This is a genomic window from Paenibacillus naphthalenovorans (genome assembly GCF_900099895.1).
In the GTDB taxonomy this organism is placed as follows: domain Bacteria; phylum Bacillota; class Bacilli; order Paenibacillales; family NBRC-103111; genus Paenibacillus_G; species Paenibacillus_G naphthalenovorans.
This window is the reverse complement of sequence record NZ_FNDY01000024.1, coordinates 23400-41587: the sequence shown is the minus strand read 5'-3', so window position 1 is coordinate 41587 and position 18188 is coordinate 23400. Positions and strand designations below refer to the sequence as shown.

General features: G+C 54.0%; 18 protein-coding genes. 16 read left to right on the top strand and 2 right to left on the bottom strand.

The genetic code is table 11. From position 1 onward, the window contains the following. Positions 1-58: 58 nt before the first annotated feature. Entirely contained in the window at positions 59-649 is a 591-nt protein-coding gene (locus tag BLT35_RS18985; RefSeq protein ID WP_054818650.1) for a TetR/AcrR family transcriptional regulator, read from the bottom strand. 216 nt (positions 650-865) lie between these two features. Between BLT35_RS18985 and BLT35_RS18980 the strand changes: the two genes are divergently transcribed. The 4 genes from BLT35_RS18980 to BLT35_RS27940 all read left to right on the top strand — a co-directional run bounded on the left by BLT35_RS18980 (position 866) and on the right by BLT35_RS27940 (position 4039). After that, on the top strand, positions 866-2194 hold the full coding sequence (locus tag BLT35_RS18980; protein ID WP_074729459.1) for a cytochrome ubiquinol oxidase subunit I: 1329 nt from the start codon (positions 866-868) through the stop codon (positions 2192-2194). Between the two features lie 13 nt (positions 2195-2207). Beyond that, complete coding sequence (locus tag BLT35_RS18975) at positions 2208-3224, top strand: cytochrome d ubiquinol oxidase subunit II (RefSeq protein ID WP_062410443.1); 1017 nt, start codon at positions 2208-2210, stop codon at positions 3222-3224. Positions 3225-3585: 361 nt separating this feature from the next. Continuing rightward, positions 3586-3852: a hypothetical protein gene (locus tag BLT35_RS18970; protein ID WP_054818620.1), complete on the top strand. Its 267-nt coding sequence runs from the start codon at positions 3586-3588 to the stop codon at positions 3850-3852. Between the two features lie 73 nt (positions 3853-3925). Further along, on the top strand, positions 3926-4039 hold the full coding sequence (locus tag BLT35_RS27940) for a DUF6886 family protein (RefSeq protein ID WP_335338491.1): 114 nt from the start codon (positions 3926-3928) through the stop codon (positions 4037-4039). Positions 4040-4103: 64 nt separating this feature from the next. Here the strand turns inward: BLT35_RS27940 and BLT35_RS18965 are convergent, their stop codons facing one another. Beyond that, positions 4104-5678 (bottom strand): hypothetical protein, encoded by a 1575-nt coding sequence (locus BLT35_RS18965; RefSeq protein WP_062410444.1) that lies wholly within the window; start codon positions 5676-5678, stop codon positions 4104-4106. Between the two features lie 413 nt (positions 5679-6091). Between BLT35_RS18965 and BLT35_RS18960 the strand changes: the two genes are divergently transcribed. From BLT35_RS18960 to BLT35_RS18905, 12 genes are all read left to right on the top strand, one after another. After that, positions 6092-6985 (top strand): LysR family transcriptional regulator, encoded by an 894-nt coding sequence (locus tag BLT35_RS18960; RefSeq protein ID WP_062410445.1) that lies wholly within the window; start codon positions 6092-6094, stop codon positions 6983-6985. A 688-nt stretch (positions 6986-7673) separates the two neighbouring features. Continuing rightward, positions 7674-9323, top strand: coding sequence for an ABC transporter substrate-binding protein (locus BLT35_RS18955; RefSeq protein ID WP_062410446.1), 1650 nt, complete (start codon positions 7674-7676; stop codon positions 9321-9323). Between the two features lie 14 nt (positions 9324-9337). Further along, positions 9338-10369, top strand: a complete 1032-nt coding sequence (locus tag BLT35_RS18950; protein WP_074729458.1) for an ABC transporter permease — start codon at positions 9338-9340, stop codon at positions 10367-10369. Continuing rightward, positions 10366-12081, top strand: a complete 1716-nt coding sequence (locus tag BLT35_RS18945; RefSeq protein ID WP_074729457.1) for a dipeptide/oligopeptide/nickel ABC transporter permease/ATP-binding protein — start codon at positions 10366-10368, stop codon at positions 12079-12081. Before BLT35_RS18950 ends, BLT35_RS18945 begins: the two co-directional genes overlap by 4 nt. Before the next feature lie 14 nt (positions 12082-12095). After that, entirely contained in the window at positions 12096-12923 is an 828-nt protein-coding gene (locus tag BLT35_RS18940) for an ABC transporter ATP-binding protein (protein WP_062410448.1), read from the top strand. A gap of 54 nt (positions 12924-12977) precedes the next feature. Then, entirely contained in the window at positions 12978-13607 is a 630-nt protein-coding gene (locus BLT35_RS18935) for a hypothetical protein (protein WP_062410449.1), read from the top strand. Continuing rightward, complete coding sequence (locus BLT35_RS18930) at positions 13604-14209, top strand: hypothetical protein (RefSeq protein WP_074729456.1); 606 nt, start codon at positions 13604-13606, stop codon at positions 14207-14209. Before BLT35_RS18935 ends, BLT35_RS18930 begins: the two co-directional genes overlap by 4 nt. A gap of 17 nt (positions 14210-14226) precedes the next feature. After that, a complete protein-coding gene (locus BLT35_RS18925) occupies positions 14227-14865 on the top strand; it encodes a cell division ATP-binding protein FtsE (RefSeq protein WP_254777617.1) in 639 nt (212 codons plus the stop codon). Next, positions 14858-15721, top strand: a complete 864-nt coding sequence (locus tag BLT35_RS18920; protein ID WP_235594200.1) for a cell division protein FtsX — start codon at positions 14858-14860, stop codon at positions 15719-15721. Before BLT35_RS18925 ends, BLT35_RS18920 begins: the two co-directional genes overlap by 8 nt. Then, a complete protein-coding gene (locus BLT35_RS18915; RefSeq protein WP_074729455.1) occupies positions 15714-16673 on the top strand; it encodes a hypothetical protein in 960 nt (319 codons plus the stop codon). The genes BLT35_RS18920 and BLT35_RS18915 overlap by 8 nt, the downstream gene beginning before the upstream one ends. 22 nt (positions 16674-16695) lie before the next feature. After that, the gene (locus BLT35_RS18910; protein WP_074729454.1) at positions 16696-17607 is read left to right on the top strand and encodes a hypothetical protein; all 912 of its coding nucleotides are present in this window, start codon (positions 16696-16698) and stop codon (positions 17605-17607) included. Between the two features lie 25 nt (positions 17608-17632). Then, positions 17633-18169, top strand: a complete 537-nt coding sequence (locus tag BLT35_RS18905) for a hypothetical protein (RefSeq protein WP_235594201.1) — start codon at positions 17633-17635, stop codon at positions 18167-18169. The last annotated feature ends 19 nt before the right edge of the window (positions 18170-18188 follow it).

Here is an 18188-nt window from a genome sequence, read left to right as displayed (position 1 = left end):
TCTCCCTTGCCTGAACAGATTAAACTGACCGTCCGGTCTAATGAAAGGGTAAAAAAAATTAGCGGTTCTCTATTCCCTTCAGCAGGACGTCAACCGCAGTCCGGTATAACGCGCAAAGCCGTTCGGGCTCATATTCGTAATAAGCGACGCTGATTCCGCCAAGCAGGCCGAACAGGATAAACGTCAGGTCTTCCAGCGGAGCCGGCTTGAATTCCCCACTCCGGATCCCCTCTTCCAGCAGCTGTTGGAATACCGGATAATGCATTCGCGTAATCTCGATCAGCTTCGCTTTGATCTCCGGGTCTCCGCCTTCGCTGCCCGAGAATTCCTCGGCAGCCTTCAGCAGCGGATTTTGGAAATCGTCGGCGTAATGCTCGGCCAATCGGTACAGTTTCTCTGTGGCCGTCGCGAGCGGCGCCTCCAGCTCCCGCCACTTGTCGAGCCATTCCTGAATCGACAGTTCAAGAATATAAAGGAACAACGCCTCCTTGCTCTTGAAGTGGTAATAGATGCTGCCCTTGCTGGTTTCCGACACATGCCGGATCTCTTCCATCGTCGTGGCGGCGTATCCTTTCTGCTCGAACAGGACCTTGGCCCTGCTTGCGATTTTCCGCTTCGTTTGTTCTCCGTGATCCGTGGATCTCGGCATATCGTTCACCTCAGATATTAAACTGACCGTCCGGTCTAATATAGATATAACCAGATCTGCGGGAAAAAAACAAGGGGCTGTGTGGAGGATGAGGTTCCTTTCTGTACCGGATTCCGCCGCATACAAATGATTTCCTTGGGTATAGTAACCATTATGAAATGAGCAGAGTACGGGTTCAGTTTGCCCAATTGCCTTTAGTCTTGGGGGGGATACAACGTGGGAACGGTCGATTGGAGCCGCGGCTTAACGGAAATGACGCTGGCTTTTCATATTTTGTTTGCGACGGTCGGGGTGGGCGTTCCGGTTTTCATTTCCATGGCCGAATGGATAGGTATTCGGAAGAAGGACGTACATTATTCGCTCATGGCCCGAAGATGGGCCCGGGGCTTTGTGATCACGGTGGCCGTCGGTGTCGTCACCGGGACATGCATTGGTCTTCAGCTCAGTTTGCTGTGGCCGGAATTTATGAGATTGGCAGGCAATGTGATTGGTTTGCCGTTGTTTATGGAGACGTTCGCGTTTTTCTTCGAGGCGATATTTCTCGGCATCTATCTCTACACCTGGGACCGATTCTCCAATCCTTATATACACTGGCTGCTCACCCTTCCGATCATCATCGGTTCATCCGGTTCCGCGCTGTTTATTACGACCGTCAATGCGTTTATGAATACGCCGCAAGGATTCACCTTTGAAAACGGGAAGTTGACGAACATCGATCCGCTGGCAGCCATGTTCAATCCAGCCGCTCCGTCAAAGGTGGCGCACGTATTGTCATCCGCTTACCTAACCGCCGCTTTTCTTTTGGCCATGATTGCCGCCTTCGCCATGCTCAGGGGACGAAAGGACGATTATTACCGCAAATCGATTCGCCTGAATATGACTGCCGGCCTTATCCTGGCCGTCGTAACGATTGGAATCGGGGACATCTCCGCCCGGTTTCTGGCCGCGGAGCAGCCGGAGAAGCTCGCTGCTGCCGAGTGGCATTTTGAGAGCGGCAGCAGAGCTCCCCTGATCATCGGAGGCCGATTGAACCCGGCAACGCAAGAGGTGACCGGGGCCATTGAAATCCCTTGGGCGCTCAGTCTGCTCGCAACCCACCATCCTGACGGCCTGGTTGTCGGTTTAAATGAATTTCCAAAAGACGAATGGCCTCCGCTCTATGTCCATTATTTGTTTGATGCCATGGTCGGTATCGGATTTTATTTGCTGGCCGTTCCCGTCCTTTTTCTTGCGCTGTTATGGCTGAAACGGAGGAATGCTTACAATCGCTGGATATTGGTCGGCATTTTAGCTGGAGGTCCGCTATCCTTGCTTGCCATCGAACTCGGATGGTTTTATGCGGAGGTTGGAAGACAGCCATGGATCATGCGGGGATATATGCGCGTATCCGATGCGGCGACCACGAACGCTCACGTTAGCGTTGCATTTTGGCTATTTGCCGGCTTGTATGCCGTGCTGGGTATCGTGTGCCTGTTCGTGCTGGCCCGGTTGTTCCGCAACAAACCGGCCGAGATGGAACTGGAAACACGCCGCATCATCTTGTGAGGAGGTCACAGACATGTCGATCGAACAGCTTGGCATCACCATTCTCTGGAGCTTTCTGTATGGCTACCTGATTGTGGGTTCCATTGATTTTGGGGCGGGATTCTACGCTTATTACAGCCGGGTGAGCGGTGTGGAATCGGTCATCGGGCCCGTGATTTCCAGGTACTTGTCCCCGGTCTGGGAAGTGACCAACGTTTTTTTTGTGTTTTTTTTCGTCGGTATCGTCGGCTTCTTTCCGGAAACCGCATTTTATTATGGGACGGCGTTGCTCATTCCCGGCAGCATTGCGCTCATTTTGCTCGCCATTCGGGGGTCGTTCTACGCATTTGCGAATTATGGCGCAAAGAAAAATTCCTTCTACCTGCTCGCTTACGGAGCCACAGGGCTGCTCATACCCGCCTCTTTATCCACGGTGTTCACCATCTCGGAGGGAGGCTTTTTGACCGTTCAGGGAAACCATGTCACCTTGCTGCTGGAGGAGCTGTTTTACAGTGCGTACTCCTGGGCGGTTGTGCTGCTCGCCATGTCAAGCGTGTTGTTCATCAGTTCGACGTTTTTGACCTATTACGCGGCTCGCGCGGAAGATGCGGGAGCGCTCGAACAGATGCGCCGGTTTGCCTTGTGGGGCGGCATTCCGACGATCATTTCCAGCCTGTTTGTCTTTATTGCCCTTCGGAATCATAACCTGGAGCATTTTCAGCGCACGCTGGACGTGTGGTGGCTGTTCGGGCTCTCGCTCATCAGCTTTGCGATTGCGGTTTGGCTGATTTGGCAAAGAAGATACTATGGCGTCGCTTTTGTGATGGTCATGCTGCAGTTCGCCTTCGCTTTTTTCGGTTACGGCATTTCCCATCTTCCTTATTTGCTCTACCCTTATTTGACGCTGTATGGCGGCGTGACGAACCCGGCCATGGGGCGCGCGCTGGTCGTGGCATTTGCTGCCGGTTTTGTCCTGCTTGTCCCGTCGCTCGTTCTGCTGCTTAGGCTGTTTTTGTTCAATGCCCGATATGTGAAGGGGGAGTCGCCGTGAATGTGTTTGATCGTCAGGATAAATGGCTGATGCGCCTCTGCTTTGGCATCGCCTTTCTGCTCCTGCTGTCCATCGTAAGACATTTTGTATAGCCGCATAGGTTGGGACAAATGATCCGAACACTGGGAAAACGAAATCGTTTGATCAGGAAAAATCAATGGTAAATTATGTTCAACATGGAGAAACGAAATTATTGACGGTTGACTTTATGCTTTTATTAAACGAATCCCATAATAAGACGGGTCCTTTTACAATAAAATGAATATAACCAACAAAAAGTTGCCGGATTTTATTAATGAGGATCATAAAGAAATTTCCATACTTCGCGGCAGAAAGATAACGCTAGATCAAAAGGAAAGACATGGATACGGGGCTGGAACATTTGAAATCCCAAACGATTGAGATTTCTGCGGCGGATCGCAATCGCGGTAAAAGGGCGCACATTCTGGGATACTATGTGGAACCCGATCATCCCGCCTTGACCGGACTTTGCCAACCGACCGTCGAACCAAGGCACGAAGCGTCGAGAAGCATGGTGGAGCGATTGGTCCGGGAAGGCTATCAAATCACTTGGGAGCAAGTGAAAAAATATGCCCATACCCTATGCAGACGCTGTCGCCGCGATTGAAGCCATCCTTGCGGCAGGCGGTGTTCCGGTATTGCCCAAGGGGGATCTTTTGCGCTGACTTTTTCGCTGCGATATCGAGCTTCGGATTACGCCGTCGTTAATCCCGCTGCAAAACGCTGTTCTTGAATCAACCGTAAATTTCTCCATGATTCGAATGAGGAATGCAAAAACGTCGCCTAAAGCTTAATCAGCTTGCTTACCGGCCGAGTGAAACGCAGGCATCACGCCCTGTTTTTCCTCGGCTTATTTATTCATTTAACGGTAAAATGAACCCGAGCATCCCGCAGCATCATATCGACCTCGTCATGATCACTCCAATAGATTTCGCACCGGATATGCGTGTGATGCTGTCTAATGCAAGTTAAATGATATCGTTTCCAATCATTTGTCAGCCTGAATGCTGGAGACCATACGCTATTTTTGATATCGTAATTTCCCTCTCCCAGCGGATGCAGTTCATGAATGCATAAGTGGATTTCGCGGCCGATGTCTTTGCGGGTTTTCAGATAAGCTTCAAATGTTACGTCTAATCTGGCCCAATCGCTGGCCCACATCATCACCAGGTCGAAATATACACTCGGACTGGCAAATGTCTTTTCCGCATCATTAGCCGCGCAGTACAAGCTTGAAGCGTAATGGGGATCCGCATGAAAATACACGGCTTTATGGGTTGATCTGTGCCTCAGCGAGCAATAATCGGGAAACGGCAATATTTCAGCATACTTTATATCGGGAACAAGCGGTTCAACTTGAGTGAAATCCACGTAAGTATGACGTATTAACAGATCGTCTTCCGCTTTGTCAAACCAGTATATTTCAAATCTCAGGAACGTATCATCCCTTTGTTTTTCATATTTTATTGAATGTTCCGACCAATCTTCACCGGCAACCTTGTTTTCGGCCGCGCCATTGACATACTCCCCCTGAGTTAATTCATGAATGGCGAGCTGCAAGGTGCGATTGGGAATCGTTGATTTCATCGTCACTGTAAACGTACTTGAGGACCTTGCCGGAATATCATGCACATCTTTGATAATGCTTGGATTATCAAGTCTCCCATCCTTGTTGTTTACAGCCAGCGCATTAACCTTATTTTCAACTTCTTTTATTGCATAATTAGGGCATCTGTCAAAAGTAAAGTTCCCGTATGCAGGAGCTTCATCCGTTGCCTTAAATTTAAAATCGCCGTTTAAATTAATCCATTGCACATATCGCTGATGTTCGAGTTCCTTTCTGTGGTTAACAAGCTTTTTGTAAGTTTCAAAATCGGGATGTAAACTATGATCCATATAGTTGTTGTTCCGATCTAGGCTTTTGGCATATTTGTGCTCATAAAATTTTTTGGTTTTCTCCAGAAAGTATACCATTGATCTTAAAATGAATAATTGACCGGTATAGTCCCCGCATCTTTTGCTTAATTCGGAATAAACGGCTATCTGCAGCGTCACTGCAGCGACCATTACAGGATGTACATGGTCTGTATAAAAGTCCATGTTTTCTTCAAAAACTTGTTCGATTTCTCTTGTCACTTCACCGATTTTGTTGATCAACTCGTTTAATTTTCTGCCGGTTACATCCGCTGCGTCGATACCTTCCAGATGTTTAATGATGATTTGAGAGTACTCTTCGTGGTACCAGTCAATTTTACCTTGATATTGATTTAACGAATGTTCAAGAATGTATGTTTTTATATTGTCACCCAGTTCATTAATGTAATTTCGGATTCTGTCGGATATCTCGTTGGTTTGTTTTATTTTTGCGTTATGTTCTAAAACAGCACCGATGATTTCTCCAGAAAGTTTAGTAATGATTTCATCTTTGTCCATCCATAGTCATCTCCTAATATTTGTTAAAACCAATCTCAGTATTCCCTTGTCAAAGAAGTGATATTCTTTATAGTTTGGCTCTGCAAAGATCGGTATGGTTAGCTGACGGAACGATACGTACAGACGGAATCCATTTGGCGAATGGGGAAAGACCAGATGGCATAACGTCCATTTATCAACGACCTGCAAAATGCGAGTTAAAATTCGATGCTTAACGAATCCGAGCCGCCACTCTGCTTGCGGTGCGAACGCAGCCCGGATAAAGAAGGCCTTTCACTGCGATGCGAGTCGGTTTAGGAATGAAAAGAGATGAAAAGAAGGGATAATGATGCAAGTCCGATTGACTTTATTAAATGATAATGATAATCTTTATCAATATAAGCTGTGTTCTTTGATAATCGAGGTGGTTTGTTTTGAAAACATTGGAAAAAATAGAAACCTTCCTTGTGCTTGCGCAATGCCGGTCGTTTATGGAGACGGCCAAGCGCCTTTATTGCTCGCAGCCGACCATCAGCAACCATATCCAGCAGTTGGAAGAGCAGTTCCAGTGCAAGCTGTTCCACCGATCGGGAAAAAACGTCCAATTAACGAGGCAGGGAGAAATTTTCCTGCAGTATGCCAAGCAGATCACGCAGTTGGTCGAAGAAGCAGCGGTCAAAATGAAGGATGCGGAAAGACAAGATATATTAGCCATCTACGTCAGCAGTTATATCGGGGCGTATTTTTTTTCGGACATTTTGAGCAGCTTTCACCAGGAATACCCGAAGCAGGCGCTGGAGGTGCATACCCACTGCTATACGGAGCTGAGAAGCGCGCTGCAACAGGGGCGGACGAATTTTGCATTGATGCCCGTCTACCCGGAAGATGATTACATTCATGCCAATTTTGACGTGCACGTATTGTTTCATGATGAGTTTCCTCTGGTTGTCCCTCCCAATCATCCGTTAACAGGCAGAAAGGTCGTATACTCCCGGGATCTGCGCAACGAGACGCTGCTGCTGCCGCGAAGTCATTATCTCCAGGAATATATTATTACCGAGCTTGAACGGCAGCGGGTCAAGGTGCGATTTTTGCAAATGAGCAATTTTGACATGATCAAGCAGGCCGTCAAATCGCATCTGGGCCTTGCTTTTCTGCCGTTTAAAGCCGTTGAAGCCGAAGTGGCCAAGGGCGAGCTTGCGTTCAAAAGCGTTGCCTCCCTGCCGATTAGGCGGAATAACGGCATTGTGATCCGCAAACAGACCCCCCTTACCGAAACGGAATTTACGTTTTGTCATGAGGTCAAGCGATATTTCGGCGTTCAGTAAAAGAGACGCGCGCTCCGGATCGAATAAACATTCGGGTACGATTCGTCCGGAGCCGACGCTATCGTTAAAGCGGGAACCGCCGCTCATGACCGGAGAGAGAACCGGGCCTAGCGTGGTCTGTTAGAGCAGCAGAGGGGCGGTAGAGTGACCCAATCATAGGCGATAGAGAAGGAAGGCGGAACGTTTACGGGCCGCCTTTGAGGCCGTGCCATTACGGCTTCATACATTTATGGAAATACAAGCTTAAGAGCGGTCGGAATCCGTATCTTTTGCTCTTGGTGCACAAGGTGTGAGTTTGGACAAAGGCTTGGCCGGCGGTCAGGTTTTCTTGTCGTTTAGGAAATTTGTCATCGTCGGATTGTAATGAAGCCTTGGGGTTCGAGCGACCGCCCCGCAGCGCCGATACGCGCGCCTGGGGCTCCGTTTTGGAATCATTGATGAGCTAGATGCCCCTTGGTTGTTCGACACACTTTTCTTTGAAGCCCCGCCGCTTTCTGCCGTCGATCTGATTCGTTTTTTTAATCGATGTATTGAAAAAAATAATACGAGTGGCTGAGGACCATAAACGACGTGATAATTCGATTCAACCCCTTTTTAGTTGATATTGATATTCATTATCACTTGAACTATGATGATTTTGTTATCGCCCATACATCATTATTTATAAAAATACAGGAGGGTTCGCTGCATGTTATCTCGTCGTCACTTCATACGTCCGGTCATGGCCGGTCTTGTTGCGCTGTCCGTGCTTATGGCCGGATGCCAATCCAAGACGGCTGAATCTGTTGATCCGAAGGGGGCTGAGGCCAAGCCCGTCGAGCAGAGCATTCCCGAATTGAAAATCGCCGTACCGGGCGATGTCGGTCCGCTCAATTTGTATTTGAGCTCAGGCAATGAGAGTTTGCTGGAGCTGGTGTATGACAAGCTGTTCGCGCCTTCGCCGTTCGTCAAGGAACCGCAGCCGTGGCTGGCCGAATCGGCCACACAGGTGGACGACCTCAACTGGGTCGTGAAGCTGCGTTCCGGCATCAAGTGGCATGACGGTCAGCCTTTTACGGCCGAAGATGTTAAGTTCACGTTTGAGTATTACCGGGACGGTCCGTCCAACCGCTACACTCATCATGTCAGCGAGGTTCCCCGCGTGGAAAAGATCGAAGCGGAGGATGCCTCCACCGTGCGTTTCACCTGCGCCTACGCATGCCCGTCGCTGGCAAGCATCACGATGGCCGATTTGCCGATCCTCCCCAAGCATATTTGGGAAAAAGTCGAGAATCCGCGCAAATTTACGGAGCTGCCCGTCGGTACGGGCCCGTACAAGCTGACGGAGTACAAGCCGGATCAATATTATAAATTGGAGGCGAATCCGGATTATTTCAAGGGCCGTCCGCTCGTTGACTCGCTGGTCATGCCGATCATCAAAGATCCGACGGCGATGTTCAACGCGCTGCGTGCCGGTGAAGTAGACGCCGCTTCCCGGGGTGTGCCGCCGGAGCTGCTGGAATCGTTCAAAAAATTGCCGAATATGAAGGTCGCAGGCACGAAGGAGCTGTCGCTGACCGAGGTTCGCATCAACTTCGAAAAAGAGCCGTTTAACGAGCCGAAATTCAGAGAAGCGTTATCGCTGGCCGTTGACCGCAAGGCGATTACGGACACGGTCCTGCTCGGAGAAGGAAGGCCGGGTCTGCAGGGGTATCCGCATCCGGACTCGCCATGGACAAGCCCGACCCTGAGCACACCGTTTGATGCGGACAAAGCCAAAGCGGTGTTGGATCAGTTGAACTATGTGGACCGCAATGGAGACGGCGTTCGGGAAACGCCTGCGGGTCAGGCGCTTGATTTTTCGATCAAAGTCTCGTCGACGGAACCGGGCTGGATTCGTTCGGCCGAGCTGCTGAAGCAGCAGTTCGCCAATGTGGGCATCAAAACCACCGTTGAGGTGCTCGACTCGGCAACGATCGGAACGCTCGGACAATCGCGCAAATTCGACATGTATGTAGGCAGCATCGGACCGCACGGCGTGGCGGACCCGGACCAGTTCGTCATGTCGCATCGCTCGGGCTATCTATGGTCCAAAGGACTGGCATACCCTGAAATGGACGAGCTGACGAAAAAATGGATGGCCGAAGCCAATATCGACAAACGCAAAGAAATATCGTTTGAGATGCAGGCTCTGTTCAACCGCCAGCCTACCAGCCTCGTTCTGTATTACCCGACGGAAAATTACGCTTACCGCGCGGACAAGTTTGACCGCTGGGTGGAATCCCCCGGCTTCGGCATCATTCATAAATATTCTCTACTGCCGGAAGAAGCCCGGAAAGCGGCAGGGGTGACCAACTAAGGATGAGTGGTCTTATGGGAAACGATACCTCCTCAGGGAGAGCAATCGGGACATCCCACTCCCGCCGGTTCGGACGGAAATACGTACAGTATATACTGGTTTTGTTTATTGCGTTAACCATCAATTTTGCGCTGCCCCGTCTGGCGCCGGGAGACCCGCTCATTTATTTCATGGGGCAGGAAGTCAACACATTGACGGCCGACCAGCGGCAGCGGATGAATCAAGAGCTTGGACTGGACCGGACGCTTTGGGAGCAGTATACCGATTTTATGGTCGGGGCGGTAAGCCTGGAGCTGGGCAGCTCCACGAAATTCGGCAAGCCGGTGAAGGACGTTTTGATGGAACGATTGCCGTGGACTCTTCTTCTGGTTTTGCCGGCGTTTGTACTCAGCGCGCTGATCGGCATGGCTTGCGGAGCGTATGCGGCCTGGAACCGCGGCAAACGGCGGGATGTCGCGCTGCTGACGTCGATGCTTGCTCTTGAATCGCTGCCTGGCTTCTGGCTCGGCATGCTGCTGATCGCCGTATTTGCGGTGAATCTCGGCTGGCTGCCCTCATACGGGGCCGTACCGCTGGTCCATAACGGCGGCGCCGATTATGTCATTGAAGTCATCCGGCGTCTTATTTTACCTGTAACTACGATTACGCTGGCAACGGTAGGCGCCAACTTCCTGCTGACCCGCTCCTCCATGCTCGATACGCTGGGGCAGGATTATATGTTTATGGCGGAAGCCAAAGGGGTCGGCCGGCGAAACCTGATTTACCGGCATGCGCTGCGCAACGCGCTGCTGCCGGTCTATACGCATGTGACGCTGGGTCTGGGCACCTTGGTTAGCGGCGCGGTGGTGGTGGAGACGGTTTTCTCCTATCCGGGGATCGGACGTCTGCTGTACGAAAGTGTGATCGCCCGGGATTTTCCGATGATGCAGGGAGTGTTCCTGCTGATCACCGTCGGTGTCATTGCAGCTAATTTGCTCGCCGATTTGACGTACCCGTTCATCGATCCCAGAGCCCGTTACTTCAAGCCTGGGGAGGGAACGGCATGAACAGAACATTATCAGGAAAGATCGGCGTGGCAGGCTTCATCCTGTTGGCACTTATTGTCGCGCTTGCTGTTTTTGGGCCTCTACTTACGCCTTACAGCGCGGACGAGCAAAGCGGTTCGCCGCTCCAGCCGCCCAGCCGGCAGCATCTGCTCGGCACCAACGACATGGGCCAGGATATTATGGCGGAGCTTGCGGAGGGCGCGCGGGTCTCGCTCACGGTAGGCATCGTATCGGCGCTGCTGGCCGTGCTGATCGGCGCGATCGCCGGACTTATCGCCGGATACGGTTCCGGCTGGCCGGATGCGCTGCTGATGAGAACGGTGGACGTCAGCCTGACGCTTCCGTATTTGCCGCTGATGATCGTGATCGGCGTGTATATGGGACCGAGCGTAATCACACAAATTTTGGTCATCACGCTCGTCATGTGGGCGGGCAAGGCCCGTGAAATTCGTGCGCAGGTGCTGTCGCTGCGAGGCAGAGGGCCGGTGCTGGCTACCAAAACCATGGGCGCCGGACATGCTTATGTGCTGCGCAGGCACATTTTTCCCGGGATCGTTCCGCTGCTCATTCCCCAATTCGTCAGGGCAGTCAATACTTCGATTCTGCTGGAATCTTCCTTAAGCTTTCTGGGGCTTGGCGATCCGCTGTCGAAAAGCTGGGGCAGCATCCTGTTCTACGCCAATGCGAGAAGCGCGTTTTTGACCGATGCCTGGATATGGTGGGTGCTTCCTCCCGGACTGTGCATCGTCGTTACGGTGCTTGCATTCTCCTTTATCGGTTATGTGATGGAGGAGAAGAACAGCCCCCGCTTGCGTTCGCTTCGGCGGGGAGTGTTTTCCGGCTTGGGGGACGGACCAAAGTCTCCGGCGCCAGCCGGCACCCGGACACATGCCGCAGCTTCGCTGCTGGAGGTGGACCGGCTGTCGGTCTCCTACCCGCAAGAAAAAGGCGTAGTCCATGCGATCGACACGGTGAGCTTTGCCATAAACCGGGGTGAAGTGGTGGGGCTTGTCGGCGAGTCGGGCAGCGGGAAGACGACGGTGGCGTCTTCCATCATGCAATTGCTGCAGGAGCCTGCGCTGCGGAACGGCTCGATCCGTTTTGACGGCATCGACTTGACCTCTTTGTCGCCAGGGGAAATGCGTACGCTTCGGGGAAAGCGCATTGCGCTCATTCCGCAGGCGGCGATGAACGCCCTGAATCCGGTCATGAACGTCCGGAGCCAGCTGGCCGAGGCGGTCACCGCTCATCATGCGATGGATAAGCAGAGGCTGCACGAACGGGTGGATCAGGTGCTGGAGCAGGTCGGACTGACGCCTGCCTGGGGAAGAGCTTATCCGCACGAGCTCAGCGGGGGGATGCGCCAACGGGTCGTCATTGCGATGGCGCTGATGAACGAGCCCGAGCTGATTATCGCCGACGAGCCTACCACGGGGCTGGATGTCAAGGTACAGGTCGACATCATCAGGCTGCTCGCCGATTTGCAGCAGCGGCTGGGCTTGTCCATGCTCATCATTTCACATGATTTGCCCGTTGTGCTGAAGCTGGCGGACCGCATTCTGATCATGAAGCAGGGGCACATCGTGGATCAGGGGCCGGCAGACGCCATTGCGGCTGCGCCGTCCCACCCGTACACGAGGCGTCTCATCGACGCCATCCCCCGGTTGCGCACGAAGCGGAGTGTTCCACAAGTCGTGCCATCTTCTTCTTAACGGAGGCTGAAGCGATGACGATACAAGACACTGGCAGCGCGGAGGTGCGCAGAGACGACCTGCTGCACGTAAGCGATTTGCACAAAGCCTATACGGCTCCGGGCGCCGCCTTTCGGCAGGAGGCGGTCGTCAAGGGCGTCAGCTTTTCCATTGCGGAAGGCGAAACGGTCGGCCTGGTCGGCGCCAGCGGTGCGGGTAAAAGCACCATCGGCCGGATGATCGCAGGTCTGGAGCAGCCGGACAGCGGCACGATAAAGGTAATGGGGCAGGACATCCTGGCTTTGAAGGGGAAAGCCAGAAGACAGGCGCTGCGGCCCATTCAAATGATCTTTCAGGACCCCTATGAATCGTTGTCTCCGCGTATGACGATCGAGCAGCTGGTATGCGAGCCGCTCGTCATTCAGAGACTATACTCCGGCGACAAGCGCGCCCGAAGAGAGCTGGTGCGGGAAGCGCTGGCGGAGGTATCGTTATCGCCGGACCGGTACATGGACCGGTACCCGCATGAATTGTCCGGCGGGGAGCGGCAGCGGGTCGGCCTGGCGCGGGCGTTCATCGTCCGCCCCCGGCTGATCGTGGCCGATGAGCCGACCTCGATGCTCGATCCGTCCCTGCGTCTCGATTTGCTGGACGTCATGAAGCGTTTGCGCCAGCGCCATGGGCTGTCGTATTTGTTTATCACCCACGATATCGCGCTGACGCGGCACTTCTGCGACCGGATGCTTGTGCTGGAGCAGGGCGTCATCGTCGAAAGCGGAAGCACCGATGCGGTCATCGACGACCCGCAGCATCCGTTTACGAAGCGCCTGATCGGGGCGCTGCTGGAGCTGACCGGCGTTTGACATGCCCGGCCCGGTATATGGATAACAGTAGAAAGGGGATCCATTGCGGATAACATGAACGATATACTCATGCTGCATTCCGGCAGCCATTTTGTGGATGCACGAATGAACGATTTGTGCTATAAGAACGATCTTGCTTTTTTGGATGTCTATGAGCTGCCGGATGCCGATCTGGAGCCTTATGTCGGGATGGTCATTCCCGGCCTCATCGACCAGGAATTTCTGACTAAGGAGAAAGAATGCATCCGGCGGTTTCTGGACAGCGGCAAAGTGCTTGTATTCAGCGGGCACCTGTTCCGTCCCTGGCTTCCCGGGGGCTCGAACTTCGTGCCCAAAACGATCCGCAGCCACCGCGATTATCACGTATCGATCCATCGGCCGCATCCGATATTCGAAGGCGTGCTCCCGGAGGATATGACCTACAAGCAGGGGGTAGCCGGTTTTTTTGCCAGAGGGCACCATCCGGTTCCCGAAGGAGCGGAGGTGCTGCTGACGCTGCCGGGAGGAGAGCCGATCGTGTATATCGACCGTAACAGCACCCGGGGGACGATACTGGTTCATTCCGGCAACGATTTGCTTGGCTATCACAGCAATGACAACACGTCGGGCCGCATCGGGCCGCAGCTGCTCCGGTGGATCCGGGACGAGCACCGGCAGCTGCAGGAGAAAGGTGTGGCGATATGAGAAAAATAGCCGCATTATACGGGGGGTGCTCGCAGCATCACCGGACGCTCAACGAGCCGAAGTACCGCCGATTTTTCGATGAGCTCATTTACCTTCCCGATCTGGAGACCGCTTCTTTGGACAAGTACGACGTCTTGCTCTGTCCGTCTCAGCTTCATCAGGGCATGGTGGAAAAATCGGCGGCCAAAATCCGGGCGGTCGCGGAGCGGGGAGGGACCGTAGTGGCGTTCGGTCCGCAGTCGCGGCCGTGGATCCCCGGACATCACTGGGAATTCAGGCCGACCAACTTCTGGTGGTGGCTGGACAAGGATGCACGGAGCGGTCTCGTTCAGGCCAACCCCGGGCACAGCCTGTTTCAAGCGATCACGCTGGAAGATTCTACCTGGCATTACCACGGCGTGTTTTGGCCCCCGGAGGGCTCGGACGTCCTGATTGCCCTGGAGGACAACGGCGCGATCCTGTATATCGACAAGGTCAGTACGGCCGGAACATGGATCGTAACGACGCTGGACCCCGATTATCATTTTGGCTCGTATTTCATGCCGGCGACGGAGCGGTTTTTGGACGGCTTCCTGCCCTGGCTTGCCGAAGGAACCTGGTAATGATCCATATTCGGAATGTGACAAAAAGGTATGGGGAACGCACCGTATTGGACGGCGTGAATCTGCATCTTCATGCCGGGGAGTTCGCTTTCCTGCGCGGCCGGTCCGGTTCGGGGAAAAGCACGCTGCTCAAGCTGCTGTACCGGGAGATCGACGATTTCACCGGCGACATTGCCATTGACGGCCAACCGGTCGGGAGCATGCCGAAATACGAGCTGCGCCGCAAAATCGGCGTGATTTTTCAGTCGTTCGAGCTGCTGGAGCGTAAAACGGTGCTGGAGAACGTCGAACTGGCCGGCGAGGTGCTGGGAAGAAGCGAAAAAGACACCCGGGCCCAGGCGCTTCACTTGCTGAAGCGGACGGGGCTGAGCGGCAAGGAGCGGCTGTTTCCCGCCCAGTTGTCCGGCGGGGAGCAGCAGCGGGTGGCCATTGCCCGGGCGCTGCTGGTCCGGCCGGCGATCTTGCTTGCGGACGAGCCAACGGGCAATCTGGATAAGGAAACGGCGGCGGAGATGTTTCATTTGCTCCGGGAACTGCAGCGGGAATACGGCATGACGATGCTTGTCGTAACGCATGCCGACCGGTTCGTGGAAGCAGTTCCCGCGCGGACATTACACATGGAACAAGGGAAAATATATGAGATTGGCAATGGTTAAGTTTATTGTCCGCGATGCGCGGGAAGGCATTCGGCGCAATGCGGGAGCGGCTGCGGCGGCGGCCGCCATGATTTTTATCGCAATGACGATTTCGGGCGCCTTGTTTATGCTCCGTCTCGGGGTCCATGACCTGATGCAGTATTTGGACGCGCAGCTCAGTATGAAGGTGTATGTGGACCCGGCTTTCGAGACGTCGGAGGTTGCGCGCGTGCTGGAGCAAAAAAGCTACGTCAAATCGGTGCGCATCGAGACCAAAGATCAGTTGGTCGAGCGGATGAACGTGTTTTTCCAGGGCCGGGAGCAACTGCTGGAGAGCTTCAAGGAAAGCGACCTGCCGGATGCGGTACGTCTGGAGCTGACCGATACGCGGCACATTTCGCTCATTGCGGAAGAATTGCGCTCGATACGCGGCATCGCTCAGGTCATTTATCCGCAGCAGTTGGCGGAAACGGTGCTGCACGCCTCCGACCGGATCAACCGCTGGGGCTTGCTGCTGCTTTTGTTTTTTGCAGGCGTCTCGTTTTTGACGGTGTTTTTGGCTGTGAATCTCGCTTTGTATCAGCGGCAAAAAGAGATTCGGGTGAAGCTGCTGCTCGGGGCGAAGCCGGCCCATGTGCGGGGGCAATTCGTATTCGAAGGCGGGGTGATCGGCTTGGCCGGAAGTTTGCTGGCGGCGACCGTCCTGGACGGGCTGTACCGCTATACCATGGCGTCTTTGGAGCATCCCTATAACACGATATTCCATGTGGCTCCGGCTGATTTTTATACGATGATGCTCGGCATCGTGGCGGCGGGCACGGCGATCGGCCTGTGCGCCAGCTATGTGTCGACCGGGAAGCTGATGAAGTATGCGTAGGACGGTTGTCGTTCTTGTACTGTTCTTCCTGTTTGCGGCAACCGGCGCGTACGCCCACCTGACCGGCGCTTTTGCCGATTTTCTTGTTTCCGTGCATGACGAAGAGACGATCGCCAAGCTGAAGCTGGAAATGCAGCGCACGAAGAACGACATTGAAGCCATGACGCCTCAGGTCAGGCAAAAGGAGCAGGTGTTCTCCGCCAGGCGGAATAGCGCAGCCGCCCAGCTGCAGTTTTACGACGATTTCGGCATGGAGGCCTGGCTGAGTCTCATGCTGCAGGCGCAGGACCCGGTCGATATTATAGGTGGCCAATGGTTGATGGCGCGAAGCCTGGACCGGTATATGCAGGAGCTGGACCGGCTTTATGCCGAGTATATGCAGGTGAAGACCGCAAAGGAGTCGCTGGAGGGCCATCAGCGTCTGCTTAGGGGCATGGAGCGGCAGCTCCAGGCGCGGGCCCGGTTTATGGCCGACAATTCCGATGCGGCCATAGACCAACTGGCCAATTATTTGGACATTGACTGGATGTCGGAAGTGGAGGAGCCGTTATTGCAAAGTCTGGCTTCGGACCGGGAGCTTGCGGAAAAACAGCTGCCGCAGTGGGCAGTCCCGGGCACAGCCGCAGGCGCTCTCTATAAGCTGGAAGAGCAGTGGCTGAACGATCGGTCGGAGCTTGCGTATTTCTTCCGCGCAGACCATATTTACGCCGTCTATGAAAAGCCGGACCTTCATGTGATGCTGATCGGTCAGCTGCTGAACAAGGAAAACGGTACGGCCGATCTGCAGTTCGAGGCCGGTTTTTTCAACGGTTTTCTGATGCCTGATACGCTGCTCGAAGAGCTTCGCGGCTTTGCCGTCGGAACCGCCGGGCTGGAGGCTGCGGCGGGAAGTCCGGCTCCGTATTACTGGCAGCAGGCGAACGGGGCGCTGCTGCTGAGAACGAACGAGTAGAACAAAACTCTCGGAGGATGAAATGAAACGTATTGCGGTAATGATATTCGTGCTGATGCTGCTGCCGGCAGCAGCACAGGCGCACATCGTCAATGAAAGCAATCTATACGACGATATCGCGTTTTCCGAAGCGCGGGAAAACATCGTTTATTTGAGCGGGCTCGGCGTCATCCCGTACGAGCACGGCGCGCCCTTGTTCAAGCCGAAGGACAAGCTGTCGCGTTCGGATCTCACTTATTGGGCCGGTTCGTTTCGCGGCTTGGGGGCGCAGCAATCGGACCCGCAGGCCGTTCGGCAGGCGGTCTTGGCGGAGGGCGGCGTTCCTAGCCTGGATGGGAATGCGACGGTGCGCGATGTCAATCAAGCTTACTTTCAAGGGCGGGCGGAGTTGAACGGGTCGGAGGAGCTGACAAGAGAGCAGTTCGCTTCGCTCATGGCGGCTTATTTGACGACAAAGGTCAACGGACAAACGCTGTTCGAGCAGGCGGGCTATTCGCCTGGTCCGTCCGGGACGGTCGAAGCCGTCGCCATGAAGGAGAGCCAAGGCGCTGACGGCAAGACCGTCAGGACGTATGCCGTCACGATTCAGGGCGTCACGCTCGAGTTAAGCGAACACCCGAGAATCCTGTATGCTCCTGTCGACCCCGGCCTGTGGAAAGGAAAAAGCATCCGGGAATCGTGGGTAATGAACAAGCGTGAAGGCGGACAGCAACTGCAGCTGATTTCGTTTGTCAAGCCGGCGGGGGCGGCTTCGAGCCCGCAGGAGGCCAACAGCGATGAGAAAGGTCAAGCCCATGCGCATCATATGTGTCAGGAAGGCGATTCCGACTGCGTTCCGGCCGGTGAAGGCGCAGGCTTTCCGGTCATTCCTGCGGCGGCAGGGGCAGTGGCGGCCGTGCTCTTATGCTGGTTATTGATCAAAAAAAGAGCTTGAATTCCAACAACAATTAGGAGGATTCATGATGTATGTCATTTATATTCGTGACGGCCGCAAAGGCGAATTTTTAAAAGCGATTCGGTTTGAGGATGTCGAGAAATACCATAGCGGGCAATATTTGATGGCCGTCGCGGTCGGCTTTCTAAGCGTCTACGCGGGGATCAAGGCCTTGTGCGGAGACGAAGCGCCAGAGCGCAAAGACATCTCGATTCTGTCCGGTCACGGCGGTCCGGGGTTCCGCGATGCGTTCGAATATGTCACCCGTGCGGCGTCCCGCGGGGCGCTGACGGTTGACGTCAATTATCCGGTTGCCCAGTATGACCCGCATCGGGCCCAGTCGTACGCATTTGTCTTTTCACTGACCGACGGCCGGTCCGTAGAAGTATCGTTAAAGGAAGGCTTCCTGCCTCTGGAATTTTATGATTTGCTGGAGAAGGGAAGAGCGGGCACACGGACGGAAGCGGATGAGGAAAGGCTAGACGATTTGAAAAAGGAGCTCTGTGACCGGGCGCTGTCGATGCCTCTGGACGATCTGCTGGCCGTTAAACGGCTTTCCTGACCAGAGGAGGTATCCCCTT

Excerpts from the sequence above, each read along its gene's own strand:
- BLT35_RS18985 (WP_054818650.1), bottom strand. The coding sequence starts at position 649 with ATGCCGAGATCCACGGATCACGGAGAACAAACGAAGCGGAAAATCGCA.
- BLT35_RS18970 (WP_054818620.1), top strand. The coding sequence starts at position 3,586 with ATGGATACGGGGCTGGAACATTTGAAATCCCAAACGATTGAGATTTCT.
- BLT35_RS18955 (WP_062410446.1), top strand. The coding sequence starts at position 7,674 with ATGTTATCTCGTCGTCACTTCATACGTCCGGTCATGGCCGGTCTTGTT.
- BLT35_RS18920 (WP_235594200.1), top strand. The coding sequence starts at position 14,858 with ATGGTTAAGTTTATTGTCCGCGATGCGCGGGAAGGCATTCGGCGCAAT.
- BLT35_RS18945 (WP_074729457.1), top strand. The coding sequence starts at position 10,366 with ATGAACAGAACATTATCAGGAAAGATCGGCGTGGCAGGCTTCATCCTG.
- BLT35_RS18930 (WP_074729456.1), top strand. The coding sequence starts at position 13,604 with ATGAGAAAAATAGCCGCATTATACGGGGGGTGCTCGCAGCATCACCGG.
- BLT35_RS18950 (WP_074729458.1), top strand. The coding sequence starts at position 9,338 with ATGGGAAACGATACCTCCTCAGGGAGAGCAATCGGGACATCCCACTCC.
- BLT35_RS18940 (WP_062410448.1), top strand. The coding sequence starts at position 12,096 with ATGACGATACAAGACACTGGCAGCGCGGAGGTGCGCAGAGACGACCTG.
- BLT35_RS18905 (WP_235594201.1), top strand. The coding sequence starts at position 17,633 with ATGATGTATGTCATTTATATTCGTGACGGCCGCAAAGGCGAATTTTTA.
- BLT35_RS18975 (WP_062410443.1), top strand. The coding sequence starts at position 2,208 with ATGTCGATCGAACAGCTTGGCATCACCATTCTCTGGAGCTTTCTGTAT.
- BLT35_RS18915 (WP_074729455.1), top strand. The coding sequence starts at position 15,714 with ATGCGTAGGACGGTTGTCGTTCTTGTACTGTTCTTCCTGTTTGCGGCA.
- BLT35_RS18965 (WP_062410444.1), bottom strand. The coding sequence starts at position 5,678 with ATGGACAAAGATGAAATCATTACTAAACTTTCTGGAGAAATCATCGGT.
- BLT35_RS18910 (WP_074729454.1), top strand. The coding sequence starts at position 16,696 with ATGAAACGTATTGCGGTAATGATATTCGTGCTGATGCTGCTGCCGGCA.
- BLT35_RS18935 (WP_062410449.1), top strand. The coding sequence starts at position 12,978 with ATGAACGATATACTCATGCTGCATTCCGGCAGCCATTTTGTGGATGCA.